General features: G+C 62.5%; 12 protein-coding genes. 5 read left to right on the top strand and 7 right to left on the bottom strand.

Translation table 11 applies throughout. The annotated features are described in order from the left end of the window. Window positions 1-18: 18 nt before the first annotated feature. Window positions 19-720, bottom strand: coding sequence for a response regulator transcription factor (locus tag E7813_RS23960; RefSeq protein ID WP_291577758.1), 702 nt, complete (start codon window positions 718-720; stop codon window positions 19-21). 216 nt (window positions 721-936) lie between these two features. Between E7813_RS23960 and E7813_RS23955 the strand changes: the two genes are divergently transcribed. Continuing rightward, complete coding sequence (locus E7813_RS23955; protein ID WP_291577757.1) at window positions 937-1,689, top strand: DUF2470 domain-containing protein; 753 nt, start codon at window positions 937-939, stop codon at window positions 1,687-1,689. A 168-nt stretch (window positions 1,690-1,857) separates the two neighbouring features. Further along, a complete protein-coding gene (locus tag E7813_RS23950) occupies window positions 1,858-3,474 on the top strand; it encodes a phosphoenolpyruvate carboxykinase (RefSeq protein WP_291577756.1) in 1,617 nt (538 codons plus the stop codon). 13 nt (window positions 3,475-3,487) lie between these two features. Here E7813_RS23950 and rocF read toward each other — a convergent pair whose 3' ends face one another. From rocF to E7813_RS23935, 3 genes are all read right to left on the bottom strand, one after another. Then, complete coding sequence (rocF, locus tag E7813_RS23945) at window positions 3,488-4,468, bottom strand: arginase (RefSeq protein WP_291577755.1); 981 nt, start codon at window positions 4,466-4,468, stop codon at window positions 3,488-3,490. Window positions 4,469-4,478: 10 nt separating this feature from the next. Beyond that, entirely contained in the window at window positions 4,479-5,294 is an 816-nt protein-coding gene (locus E7813_RS23940) for a thioesterase family protein (protein WP_291577754.1), read from the bottom strand. Window positions 5,295-5,406: 112 nt separating this feature from the next. Beyond that, window positions 5,407-7,932: a glycogen/starch/alpha-glucan phosphorylase gene (locus tag E7813_RS23935; protein ID WP_291577753.1), complete on the bottom strand. Its 2,526-nt coding sequence runs from the start codon at window positions 7,930-7,932 to the stop codon at window positions 5,407-5,409. 223 nt (window positions 7,933-8,155) lie between these two features. On the opposite strand from E7813_RS23935, the gene E7813_RS23930 reads away from it, so the two are divergent. Then, window positions 8,156-8,386 carry a hypothetical protein gene (locus E7813_RS23930; RefSeq protein WP_291577752.1) on the top strand — a complete coding sequence of 77 codons (231 nt, stop codon included), beginning with the start codon at window positions 8,156-8,158 and terminating at the stop codon, window positions 8,384-8,386. 499 nt (window positions 8,387-8,885) lie between these two features. Then, a complete protein-coding gene (locus tag E7813_RS23925; RefSeq protein WP_291577751.1) occupies window positions 8,886-9,317 on the top strand; it encodes a hypothetical protein in 432 nt (143 codons plus the stop codon). Window positions 9,318-9,381: 64 nt separating this feature from the next. On the opposite strand, the gene E7813_RS23920 is transcribed toward E7813_RS23925, so the two are convergent. Beyond that, window positions 9,382-10,152, bottom strand: coding sequence for a DUF2865 domain-containing protein (locus E7813_RS23920; RefSeq protein ID WP_291577842.1), 771 nt, complete (start codon window positions 10,150-10,152; stop codon window positions 9,382-9,384). A 203-nt stretch (window positions 10,153-10,355) separates the two neighbouring features. Continuing rightward, entirely contained in the window at window positions 10,356-10,919 is a 564-nt protein-coding gene (gene pyrE / locus E7813_RS23915) for an orotate phosphoribosyltransferase (protein ID WP_291577750.1), read from the bottom strand. Between the two features lie 177 nt (window positions 10,920-11,096). Here pyrE and E7813_RS23910 point away from each other — a divergent pair, with 177 nt between their 5' ends. Then, complete coding sequence (locus E7813_RS23910) at window positions 11,097-11,723, top strand: glutathione S-transferase family protein (RefSeq protein ID WP_291577749.1); 627 nt, start codon at window positions 11,097-11,099, stop codon at window positions 11,721-11,723. Between the two features lie 163 nt (window positions 11,724-11,886). On the opposite strand, the gene E7813_RS23905 is transcribed toward E7813_RS23910, so the two are convergent. Beyond that, window positions 11,887-12,522 carry a LysE family translocator gene (locus E7813_RS23905; protein ID WP_291577748.1) on the bottom strand — a complete coding sequence of 212 codons (636 nt, stop codon included), beginning with the start codon at window positions 12,520-12,522 and terminating at the stop codon, window positions 11,887-11,889. Window positions 12,523-12,602 lie beyond the last annotated feature (80 nt).

Below are 12,602 nucleotides of genomic sequence, written 5' to 3'. Positions count from 1 at the left end.
CGGTGAAACGCCCCCAGATCAGGTTTCCTTGAAGCGGTAGCCCACGCCGTACAGGGTCTCGATCATCTCGAAATCGTCGTCGACCACCTTGAACTTCTTGCGCAGCCGCTTGATGTGGCTGTCGATGGTGCGATCGTCGACATAGACCTGATCGTCATAGGCCGCGTCCATCAACGCGTTGCGGCTTTTCACCACCCCGGGGCGGGTCGCCAGCGCCTGCAGGATCAGGAATTCCGTCACCGTCAACGTCACCGGCTCGTTCTTCCAGGTGCAGGTGTGACGCTCCGGATCCATGCGCAGCAGCCCGCGGTCCAGCGCCTTGGCGTCGGTTTCCTTCGGTACGGCGCCGGGCTCTTTCGGCGCGGCGCGGCGCAATACCGCTTTCACCCGCTCGACCAGCAAGCGCTGCGAGAACGGTTTTCGGATAAAATCGTCGGCGCCCATTTTGAGGCCGAACAATTCGTCGATTTCTTCATCCTTGGAGGTGAGAAAAATCACCGGCAGATCGGATTTCTGCCGCAGTCGCCGCAACGTTTCCATGCCGTCCATGCGCGGCATCTTGATGTCGAGGATCGCAAGATCCGGTGGACTGGTGCGGAAGCCGTCAAGCGCCGAAGCGCCATCGGTGTAGGTCATGATGCGATAGCCTTCGGCTTCCAGCGCGATCGAGACCGATGTGAGAATGTTGCGGTCGTCGTCGACCAGGGCGATTGTGGGCATGAGCCTGCTTTCCGAAACGGAGTGGCTGGAAGGTGAGTAATCCATTGATGCGCCGTATAAACCGGCTTCGAACAAGGTCAACGAGCAATGCAAGCTGGGCTGAAGTGTGACCGAGTTCCCATAAAACGCCTAAGCGAACCATGGTTCCGAGCCTATATAGACATCGATTTAGCCGAAAAAAGGCTTTTATTGCAATGAGATGTACCGGAATGATCGATGCAGCCCACCACTGATTTCGATGCCGCGAGGTTGGCCCGCTCGCTGCTCAGGCGCAGCCGGCAGGGGGCTTTGGCGACCCTGATGGCCGGCAGCGGCGATCCCTATTGCTCGCTGGTCAACGTTGCGAGCCACGCCGACGGTTCGCCGATTCTGCTGATTTCGCGGCTCGCGCTGCATACCAGGAACATCCTCGCCGATGCCAGGGTCTCGCTGATGCTGGACGAGCGTGGGCCAGGCGATCCGCTGGAAGGATCGCGAATCATGCTTGCGGGCCGGGCGGAGCAGGCCAGCGGCGATCAAATGGCGATTTTGCGCCGCCGCTACCTCAACGCTCATCCGTCCGCGGAAGTCTTTGTAAATTTTAAGGATTTTTCCTTTTTTCGAATTATCCCGGCAGCCGCTCATGTGGTGGCGGGTTTTGGGCGGATCGTGGACCTCGGGTCTGAGCAGTTTCTGACCGACATTTCCGATGCTGGAGCGCTGCTGGAGGCTGAACAAGGCGCCATCGATCACATGAATGCCGATCATCGCGAGGTGATGAACCTCTACGCGACGCGGCTGCTTGGCGCGAAAACCGGAGACTGGCACTGCACCGGCTGCGATCCCGACGGAATGGACCTGCAGTCCGGCACGATAACGCTGCGGCTGGATTTTCCGCGGCGGATCGTCACTCCTGCCGCACTGCGGCAGGTGCTGAGCGAGCTTGCCGATCAGGCCCGCGCTGCAGCATCCATGGGAGCGCTGTCATGACCCCCTCCGAAAAAACCAAAACCTGCGGGATCGGCTTGGCAAGCCCGGCGTTCGTCAGTATTAGGTCGCCGGACCGCAGCCGGAAGGCTATATTGACGATCACCGCGACGGACGCGCGTTGGTGACATCAGCGCGATCGAGACAAGCGGGTTCGAGGAGGAATCTTCCGTGCGAGAGACGGGCGTGCATAACGGTGCCTTCGGCGCCGATAAATTCGGCTTCAAAAATCTTGGCGGCGTGAACTGGAATTTCGGCGCGCCGCAACTCTATGAGCACGCGCTGAATGCCGGCGAAGCCGTGGTGACATCGGATGGCGCGCTGTGCGCGGAAACCGGCGTATTCACCGGCCGCAGCCCAAAGGACAAGTTCACGGTTCGCGACGCCACCACCGAAAAGAACATGTGGTGGGCAGGCAACCAGTCGATCACGTCGGAACAGTTCCAGGCGCTCTATGCGGATTTCCTCAAGCACGCCGAGGGCATGACGCTGTTCGCGCAGGATCTCTATGGCGGCGCCGATCCCAGCCTTCGGATCAAGACCCGCGTCTACACCGAGTTGGCCTGGCATTCTTTGTTCATCCGCACGCTGTTGATTCGTCCCGACGCCTCCGAGCTTGCGAGCTTCGTGCCTGAACTCACCATGGTCGATCTGCCGAGTTTCAAGGCCGATCCCAAACGTCATGGCTGCAGGTCGGAAAACGTTGTCGCGATCGATTTCGCCCGCAAGATCGTCCTGATCGGCGGGTCTCATTATGCCGGCGAGATGAAGAAGTCGGTGTTCACCACGCTGAACTATTACCTGCCCGAAAAGGGCGTGATGCCGATGCATTGTTCGGCCAATGTCGGCCCCGATGGCGATGCGGCCATTTTCTTCGGCCTCTCGGGCACGGGAAAGACCACGTTGTCCGCCGACCCGAAACGGACGCTGATCGGCGACGACGAGCACGGCTGGGGCAAGGACGGCATCTTCAACTTCGAGGGCGGCTGCTACGCCAAATGCATCAAGCTGTCGGAGCAAGCCGAACCCGAGATTTACGCGGCGAGCAAGCGCTTCGGCGCGGTGCTGGAAAACGTGGTGCTCGATCCGAACACCAGGGCGCCTGATTTCGACGACGGGTCCAAGACCGAAAACACCCGCTCGGCCTATCCGCTCGATTTCATCCCGAATGCGTCGAGAAGCGGCCGCGCCGGGCACCCCAAAAATCTGGTGATGCTGGCCGCCGATGCCTTTGGCGTGATGCCGCCGATTGCCAAACTGACGCCGGCGCAGGCGATGTATCACTTCCTGTCCGGCTACACCGCCAAGGTGGCGGGCACCGAGCGGGGCCTCGGCAAGGAGCCGCAGCCGGAATTCTCGACCTGCTTCGGCTCGCCGTTTTTGCCGCGCGACCCTTCCGTGTACGGCAATCTGCTGCGCGACCTGATCGCCAAACACAATGTCGATTGCTGGCTGGTCAACACCGGCTGGACCGGCGGCAAATACGGCACCGGCCGCCGCATGCCGATCAAGGTGACGCGGGCGCTGCTGACGGCCGCACTGAACGGCTCGCTGCGATCGGCCGATTTCCGCACCGACAAATATTTCGGCTTCGCGGTGCCGACCTCGCTGCCCGGCGTCGAGCCGCATATTCTCGATCCGATCAAGACCTGGGCCGACAAGGCCGAGTTCGACAAGACCGCGCGCGCTCTGGTCGGCATGTTCCAGAAGAACTTTGCCAAGTTCGAGGCGCAGGTCGACGCGGAAGTGCGCGCCGCGGCACCCGAAGTGAAACTCGCGGCGGAGTGACGGCGTAGCCTCTTCACGAGCCGTCCGGGAATACCGCGTTGGTGGGCGTCGGACGATCGGTGATCTGCAGGCCGAACAGGCTGCCGAGCAGTTCGACCATGGTCCGCGCGGTGCGGCCGCGCTCATCGAGAAATGGATTGAGCTCGACGATGTCGACCGACCGCACCAGGCCGGAATCGTGCAGCAACTCCATGATCAGATGCGCCTCGCGATAGGTGGCCCCGCCCGGCACGGTGGTGCCGACACCGGGTGCTACGTTCGGGTCGAGAAAATCGACGTCGAAGCTGACATGCAGGACGCCGTTGCGCGCCTTGACCCTTTCGATCACCCGACGCATCAGCACGCCGACACCGAACTCGTCGATCGCGCGCATGTCGGCGATGGCGACGCGGCGATCGCGTACCAGCTCGCGTTCCAGGGGATCGATCGAGCGGACGCCGAACAGATCGAGCTGATCGGGACCGATGGAGCCCCGTGGCTGGTTGCCGAGCAAGCCGTCGAGTCCGGGTTCGCCGCACAGGAACGCGGCCGACATGCCGTGCATGTTGCCGGTTAGCGTGGTCTCCGGCGTGTTGTAGTCGGCATGCGCGTCGACCCACAGCACGAATACCGGCCGGTTCATTTCCTGCTGCCAGTATCGCACCACGCCGTTCACCGATCCCATCGACAGGCTGTGATCGCCGCCCATGAAGATCGGGATCGCGCCGGAACGCGCAAGCTCAAGAGCGCGTTCGCTGATCGCGCGGATCCAGCCCTTGATATCCTCGTAATATTTGGCATTGGCGGGCGGCGGGCTTTCGGCCGCCGAAGGTCCCGGCGCGGCAAGGTTGCCGTGATCTTCGACAGAAAATCCGAGCTGCTCCAGCAAGCGGCCGATACCCGCCGTCCGCAACGCATCCGGCCCCATCAGCGTACCCATTTGCGACGCGCCGATTTCGATGGGAACGCCGAGCAGGGCGATGCGCGGTTTTTTCGATGCGTCGGGTTCGGACATCAGGCCTTCCCTATGCTTTGAAATACGCAATCTGCGTTGTCGTCGCGAGCAGGCGCCCATTGGGCGACCACAACTCGCCGGTCTGGTCGCCGTAGCTCTTGTGAAAGATCTTGGCGTCGGCGAGCGCAAGAACGCGGCTAGCATCCTCGGCCGCAATGTCGTCGGCGTCGGCGTGGAAATAGGTCGTCAGCGACACCGTGCCGAACGGCATCAGTTCGCGCCTGGCATGAAAGGCGCGGCCGAAGAACGCATCCGACATCGACATCAGCGACAGCGCGTCGATCTTTCGCGGGATGCGGTCGCCGATCCATAATTTGGAGAATGTGCTTGCCGGCGCAGCCTGCGGCCTGCCGCTGAAATCAGGTTCGCCCTCGACAAAGCGAAAATCGTATTGCTTGACCCAGGGTATCGACACTTTGGTATAGGGCAGTGTCTGCTCGACCGGCGTGGCTTGCGGGAATTTCGCCTGCTGGTGCGACCACGACGGACGGCGTTCGGCAAAGACGGCGGTGGCGAGCGTCGCGACCTCGGCGCCTTGTGTCATCTCGACCGACCAGTGCTGGGTCGAGCGGTTGGCCTTGACCAGGCGGATATCGAGATCGAACGCGCCTTGGGCGATCGCTGCGCAAAAGTTGACGGTGAGCGCGAGCGGATCGCCGGTCCGCTGCGGATGGTCGATCAGCGCCCGCAGGATGGTGGCGGCGGTCACCCCGCCGAACGGACCGACGAAGGCCCAATAATCGTCGCTGGTCTGCCCTTGCCAGCAACTGTCGCCGGCGGTCACCCGCGTGGCTTCATCGAAAAGGTGCCGGTTGTTGGCAAGCATGACATTCTTCCGAATCTTCGCCGCAGTATCATTGCTCCGCGGACGAATTCAATGATTTGGGAGGTAGCGGATTATCGATTGGTCGGGCCGGGCCGGCGGATGCGCGCTCCAATCAGCGCGTCGCCCCGCGCTGCACGCCCGGCTCAAGCGCCTGCGGCGCAGTCCCGCGCACCGGCACATTCCAGATATCCTGGGCATATTCGCGGATGGTGCGGTCGGAGGAGAACCACGGCATCCGCGCGACATTGAGGACAGAGGCCCGCGTCCACGCCGGGATCACCTGCCAGCGTGCGTCGATGCCCCTTTGGGCGTCGAAATAGGAGTCGAAGTCTGCGCTGACCATGTAGTGGTCGAGATAGCGCAACGCATGCGCGACGGAAGCGAACCGGCCGGGATCGTCGGGCGAGAATTCGCCGCTGTCGATCGCGGTGATCGCGCGCGCCAGGCGCGGCGACCGCGTGATCACATCGGTGGCATCCAGCCCCTGCTTGCGCCGGACCACCACGTCCATCGCCTCCATGCCGAAGATCGCGATGTTTTCGGCGCCGACGTGATCGCGGATTTCGATATTGGCGCCGTCGAGCGTGCCGATCGTCAGCGCGCCGTTGAGCGCGAGCTTCATGTTGCCGGTGCCGGAGGCTTCCATGCCGGCGGTCGAAATCTGCTCGGACAGGTCGGCGGCGGGAATGATCACCTCGGCGAGGCTGACATTGTAGTCGGCGAGGAACACGACCTTGAGGCGTCCGGCGATGACCGGATCGTTGTTGACGATTTCGGCGACGTCGTTGATCAGCTTGATGATCAGCTTGGCATAGCGATAGCTTGCCGCCGCCTTGCCGGCGAAGATCTTGACGCGCGGCACCCAGTCGCGTTGCGGCTCGTCCCTGATCGCCTGATAGAGCGCCACGGTTTCCAGGATGTTGAGCAATTGCCGCTTGTATTCGTGGATGCGCTTGATCTGGACGTCGAACAATGCCCCGGCGTCGACCTTGATGTTGTTGCGTTCGCCGATCAGCCGCGCCAGCGCGAGCTTGTTGTGATGCTTGACGTTGCGGTACTGCTGCTGGAACGCGTTGTCGCTGGCGCGGGCTTCGAGCAATTCAAGCTGCGAGGGATCGTCGAGAACGGCTTCGCCACAGGCTTCGCGCAACAGATCGGTCAGCCTCGGGTTGGCCAGCATCAGCCAGCGGCGAAAGGTGATGCCGTTGGTCTTGTTGGTGATGCGGCCCGGATAAAGATGATTGAGGTCGTGGAACACGGTCTCCTTCATCAGGTCCGAATGCATCGCCGAGACGCCGTTGATACGGTGCGAACCGACGAATGCGAGCTGTCCCATCCGGACCCGGCGGCCGGATCTCTCGTCGATCAGCGACACCGAAGCCTTGAAATCGACGTCGCCGGGACACCGCGCATCGGCGAGTGCTAGATGCGCGGCGTTGATGCGATAGACGATCTCCAGATGACGCGGCAACAGCCGTTCGAACAGTTCGACCGGCCAGGTCTCGAGCGCTTCCGGCAGCAGGGTATGATTGGTGTAGGAAAGCGCGGCCACGGTGATCTGCCAGGCTTCGTCCCAGCGGAAATTGTGCAGATCGACCAATATCCGCATCAGTTCGGTGACGGCGAGGCTTGGATGGGTGTCGTTGAGCTGCACCGCGACCTTCGATGCCAGGTTGCGCAACTGGCCGTCGGAGGTGAGGTGCCGCTTGATCAGGTCCTGCAGCGAGGCGGCGACAAAGAAATATTCCTGGCGCAGCCGCAGTTCGCGCCCCGCCGGACTTTCGTCGTTCGGATAGAGGAACTTGCAGATCGATTCCGCGCGTGCTTCCTCCGCGGTAGCACCGAGATAATCGCCGGTGTTGAACACATCGAGCTTGAGCGGGTCAGGCGAGCGCGCCGACCATAGCCGCAACGCGTTGACGTACTGGCCGCGCCAGCCCACGATCGGGGTGTCGTAGGCGACGGCCTGCACGGTTTCCGACGGGCGCCAGGTCGCGCGATCGCGGCCCTTGTCGTCGACATGTTCGACGCTGCCACCGAAATTGACCTGATAGACCACCTCCGGGCGCTGGAATTCCCAGGGGTTGCCGAAACCCAGCCATTCGTCGGGATATTCGTGCTGCCAGCCCTGGGCGATGATCTGGCGGAACAGGCCGAAATCATAGCGAATGCCGTAGCCGATGGCGGGAATAGCCAGCGTCGCCATGCTCTCCATGAAGCACGCCGCCAGCCGTCCAAGGCCGCCATTGCCAAGCGCCGCATCGGGCTCGCATTTGCGAAGTTCGGCAAGATCGACGCCGAGATCGCCCAGGGCGGCGGCGAATACCGGCAGCAGCCCCATATTGTTCAACGCATCGGTGAACAGGCGGCCGATCAAAAATTCCAGGCTGAGGTAGTAGACCCGCTTGCGGCCGGCGTCGTAACTTTTCTTTTCCGCCGTCAGCCAGTGGTGGACGATGCGGTCGCGCAACGCCAATGCGGCGGCCTTGTACCAGTCGTGCCGGGTGGCAGCCCCGGTATCCTTGCCGATCGCAAGCCGCAGCTTGGCGAGAATGGCGCCCTTGATTTCGGCCAGCGCCAGTTCATCGATAGGCTGATTGGCGGCCGGAAAGCTTCCCTTGAACGATGGATCTGACAAACCAGAATTCCTTTAAGTCCGGTTGGAATGATACGCGCGTTACGTTCCGTCCGAAACCCGCCCCGCGGTGCTGTCTGTGTAGCGCGATGCCATGATTTGATGCAAGGACCGGGCCGATTTTCCGGCACCAGCGCGGGTTCTGCCTTGGTGCTATAGTGAGAGTGCGTAAACCCGCGATGTTAGCCGGGATGACTTTGGCAAGAAGCTTTGGGGAGACCGGACCATGAGACTGACGATCGAGATTGCCGCCGCTGCATTGCTGGTATTCTGCATCAGCGCCACCAGCGCGGCGTTCGCCGCCGGCAAGGCCGGCCGAAGCGCGGATGGCCTGGGCTGCTCCTTCAGCGTCGCGAAATCCGCCACGCCCGCGGCGCGTTGTGCGGCGATCCGCCGGCAATGCGGCGGAAAATTCTACGCCAATTATTGCGGAGACAGACTGCTCTCGGCGATGTGAAAGGAAATCACAAAGCCGCCAACTTCAGGCGGCTCTCCGACGGCGACCGCACGGGTAGATCACCGTGCTGAGCCCTTGTTGCAGCCGGCAAATTTTTGCTGGCAGTCGGATTTGCACTGCGCCAGTTTCGCCCCCGCAAGCTGGCCCGCTTTGGCGAACTGGTCGCATTGGCTTTTACAGTTGCAGTTGCCGTCGGAAATTTTTCCGGACCCCTGTGCATCGTAAGCGCGGGGCGGCGCTGCCGTTTAGAGCGGCCGCGGCAATCAAGACCAAGGCGAATATTTTCATTTGCTCTCCCAGGAATCTCACAATTTTTATGGCCATAAAATATCGGGCCGTGTTTCCCTTGCAAACCAAGCCAGTGTCAAACAGCACGCTTAATATCGAATTCAATCGCTGGAACAAATTAAGAACACTTTAGCAAGTCTTTGATATATCATAGTGATTCGTTGTCATGCCGACACAACATCTATGGTCTATCCAAGCTTTAGAGGACTACATGTCCACCATCGCCTTCGATCAATTCGCGCTCACCCGCATCGCCGACTTTGCCCGCTCGCTGTCGCGGCTGCATCTGGCCTCGCGCCGGCGGCCGGTCGATGACGACCAGATCGACCGTGAGTTCAACGCGGTCTGCATGTCGGTGTGGGGCTACACCACCGACGATTTCAGCGACGATTTGTTTTCCGCCGCCGACCACCTCTGGCTCGATACGCTCGACGAAGCCCATGCGCGCATCTTCGCCGCCGAGCAGGGCTATGACCTCGTCGATGACAACGGCATGCTGACCGACTGGTGGGGCTATTGCTGGATGATTCTCGCCGAGAAACGCGGCCTCCTGACGCCGGAAAACCGGGCGGCGGCGCGCGCCGACATCGAGGAGAAATATCTGTCGGCGCCGAACGTGATCGGCGTGATCGTCGGACGCTGAGCTGCAAACTCAGACGGTCCGAAATGCGCACAGGTGGCGCGCTCCTCCCCATGAGGGAAGGAGCCTAGTTCAGCTCAGCCCGCTTGGCCTTTGGCGAGACGGGTTTCGGCGCCACGGTCGCGGGCAGCGTGACGTCGCGGCTCAGTTCGCGCGACGGCGTCTCCTCGGCGACCGTTTCCGCGCTGACCGGCGCCACTTTCATCTCGCCGAGCCGCGCGCGGACATCGGCGGTCAGGCCCGGATAAGAGGCAACCGGAGTGAATTCAGCGGTCTGGTTGGCGCCGACCCTGACGCCGGAATACGCCACCAGCCCGCTGGCGGTAGCGATCACGTCGCCGGAACGCAGCGAGGTGTCGAGCGAAAGGTCGACCGGGGCGAGGCCGGCCGGGTCGCGGCCGTTGCAGGTGCAGTCGGCGCGCAGCGCCTTGCGATAGGCGAAGGCGTTCTCCATGTCGGCATAGTGTTCGCCGGTGCTGGAGGCTGCGCCCTCGATGGTGCTGCCGAACAAGACCTTGGTCGGGCTGGCCGGACAAAACGCCTGGCACATCTGGACCGGCGTCGCGTTGCCCCGCCAGAGCGGGAAATACCGGCCATCGCAACTGCGGACGCAAAATGCCGGCCCGGAGCCGGCCGAGGCAACCGGGCGTGGCGGCGGAGCCGGCTGCTGGGTGAGGCCGAACGGATCGGCGAAGAAACTGGCTTGCGGAGGGGCCTGATGCTGCTGTTGCTGCTGTTTGAGGACCCCGCCGAACAGGAAGTCGAAGAGGCCTTCGGCAGCCGCCACGCGCGGCGCAAGCGCAACGGGCGCTGCGAGCACGACGGCGGCAACAAGCATCATGCGGCGCCGCATGCGCTGACAAGCGAACTCTTTACGCAACGCTAACTCCACCCCAACGCAACAAAACCGGCTGGTGCGATCAACGCCTCAGCACGGTTTCACCTTAGTGCGGGATGGTAAACGAGCTATGAGCAAGCGCCGGATTGCCGAAAAGAAATCGAACTCCGCTCCCTCTCCCGCTTGCGAGGGAGGGAGGAGAATCAATCCTTCAGGAATTCTCCGGCCTTGTAGAGCGAACGGAACGGCAGCCCGGCCTGGGCAAAGGTTTCAGTCGCGCCTTCGTCGCGGTCCACCATGGTGAACACCAGCACGACCTTGCCGCCGGCATCGCGCACCGCCTCGACGGCTTTCAGCGCCGAGCCGCCGGTGGTGGTGACGTCCTCGACGATCACGACACGTTTTCCTTGCAGGCTCTCGCCCTTCGCCAGTCCCTCGACGGCGAGCCGGGCACCATGTTCCTTTGGTTTCTTGCGCACGAAGAAGGCCGCGATCGGATGGCCCTTGAGCCAGGAAAGTTGCGCAATCGCGCCGGCGAGCGGCACCGCGCCCATTTCCAGCCCGCCGACGTAATCGAGACCGTCGTCCTTCAGCGCCTCGAAGGTCAGCTCCGCCAGCAAAGCGCAGCCTTCGGGATCGAGCATGGTCGGCTTGAGGTTGAAGTAGAAATCGCTCTTGCGCCCCGAGGCGAGTGTGATTTCGCCGCGGCCGAACGAGCGCTTGCGGATGATCTCGGCGAGGCGGGCGCGGGAGGCTGATTTGGACAAGGCTGATTTCTCGGGGCTGGGGCGGGCAATCTATCGGCGGTTTGCCGCACATTCCAGCGCCGATATCGCGCCGTCAACAGCGGGGACCACCCGCGGAAAGCCCAGGTTGTAAGACCACGAGGTTCCGGGTTACTGAATACCCCGATTTCGCGGCGCCAATAGAGTGGGATGACCAACATGACCATCGAACTCCACACCTGGAACACGCCGAACGGCCGCAAGATCAGCGTCGCGCTGGAGGAAATGGGGCTGGCTTACAAGGTTTTCCCGGTCAACATCACCAAGGGCGAGCAGATGGCGCCGGCATTCCTCGCGATCAGCCCCAACAACAAGATCCCGGCCATCGTCGATCCCGACGGTCCCGGCGGCCAGCGCGTCAGTGTGTTCGAATCCGGGGCGATCCTGCTCTATCTCGGCGAGAAGACCGGCAAATTCCTCCCCACGCCGCTGATCGAGCGCATCCCGGTGCTGGAATGGCTGATGTGGCAGATGGGCGGCTTCGGGCCGATCCCGGGGCAGGTGCATCACTTCATCGCGCTGGAGAACGAGCAGGACCGCGCCTACGGCCTCAAGCGTTTCATGGCGGAGACGCGCCGGCTCTACGGCGTGCTGGATCGCCGCCTCGCTGCCTACGAGTTCGTCGCCGACAAATTGTCGGTCGCCGACTTTGCGATTCTCGGCTGGGCCTGGCGGCACGAGCGCCACAAGGTGTCGTTTGCGGATTTCCCCAATGTCGGCCGCTGGTACGACGCGCTGATGGCGCGGCCGGGCGTCAAGCGCGGCATGGAGGCGAAGCTCGATTGAGTTTTTCTCCCGCTCCCGCTTGCGGGGGAGGGCCGGGGTGGGGGTGCCTCCGCAAGCCCCGGCGCCAACCGAGAGAATTCCCCCACCCGCCGCGCTCTGGCGCGCAAGTGCGCTGTCGAGCGCGTCGACCTCCCCCGCAAGCGGGAGAGGTGAAGGAACAACCTCACGCCCGCTTCGCCTCGAATGCCATGCGCAGCGCAAAGCCCGCCAGCACGGTGCCCATCAGCCAGCGCTGTGCCCTCAGCCATGCCGGGCGGGAGCCAAGAAATCCGGTGATGGAACCCGCGGTCAGCGCGATCATCGCATTGACGCTGACGCTGATGACGATCTGGATCGTTCCGAACACGATCGACTGCGTCAGCACGCTGCCCAGTGCAGGATCGATGAACTGCGGCAGTAGCGCCAGATACAGCATCGCGATCTTGGGGTTCAAGAGGTTGGTGACAAAACCCATCGCGAACAGTTTGTATGGGCTGTCGACCGGCAATTCCCGCACCTGAAACGGCGAACGGCCGTTCGGCCTCAACACCTGCCAGGCCAGCCACAACAGATACAGCGCGCCGCCAAGCCGGAGCCCGTCATAGGCATAGGGCACCGCGAACAGCAGCGCGGTGATGCCGAACGCCGCGCACAGCATGTAGAACACGAAACCGAGGGCAACCCCGCCGAGCGACACCATCCCGGCGGCCGAGCCCTGCGCCAGCGAGCGCGAGATCAGATAGATCATGTTGGGACCTGGTGTCAGCACCAGGCCAAGCGAGACCAGCGCGAAGCCGAGCAAAGAGGAGAGATGGGGCATCATGATTCTCGTGCGGGATGTGAATAGTTTAATGCACACGGCATCGCCATGCCATTTCGTAATAGGCGTCATTGTTGACC

It is taken from the genome of Bradyrhizobium sp. (assembly GCF_004799405.1).
Lineage (GTDB): Bacteria > Pseudomonadota > Alphaproteobacteria > Rhizobiales > Xanthobacteraceae > Bradyrhizobium.
This window is presented reverse-complemented; position numbering and strand designations above follow the sequence as displayed.

Bases quoted from the DNA above. Each gene is read 5' to 3' on its own strand.
- rocF (WP_291577755.1), bottom strand. From the start codon at position 4,468: ATGTCCGAACCCGACGCATCGAAAAAACCGCGCATCGCCCTGCTCGGC.
- E7813_RS23940 (WP_291577754.1), bottom strand. From the start codon at position 5,294: ATGCTTGCCAACAACCGGCACCTTTTCGATGAAGCCACGCGGGTGACC.
- E7813_RS23910 (WP_291577749.1), top strand. From the start codon at position 11,097: ATGACCATCGAACTCCACACCTGGAACACGCCGAACGGCCGCAAGATC.
- E7813_RS23920 (WP_291577842.1), bottom strand. From the start codon at position 10,152: ATGCTTGTTGCCGCCGTCGTGCTCGCAGCGCCCGTTGCGCTTGCGCCG.
- E7813_RS23905 (WP_291577748.1), bottom strand. From the start codon at position 12,522: ATGCCCCATCTCTCCTCTTTGCTCGGCTTCGCGCTGGTCTCGCTTGGC.
- E7813_RS23960 (WP_291577758.1), bottom strand. From the start codon at position 720: ATGCCCACAATCGCCCTGGTCGACGACGACCGCAACATTCTCACATCG.
- E7813_RS23930 (WP_291577752.1), top strand. From the start codon at position 8,156: ATGAGACTGACGATCGAGATTGCCGCCGCTGCATTGCTGGTATTCTGC.
- E7813_RS23955 (WP_291577757.1), top strand. From the start codon at position 937: ATGCAGCCCACCACTGATTTCGATGCCGCGAGGTTGGCCCGCTCGCTG.
- E7813_RS23925 (WP_291577751.1), top strand. From the start codon at position 8,886: ATGTCCACCATCGCCTTCGATCAATTCGCGCTCACCCGCATCGCCGAC.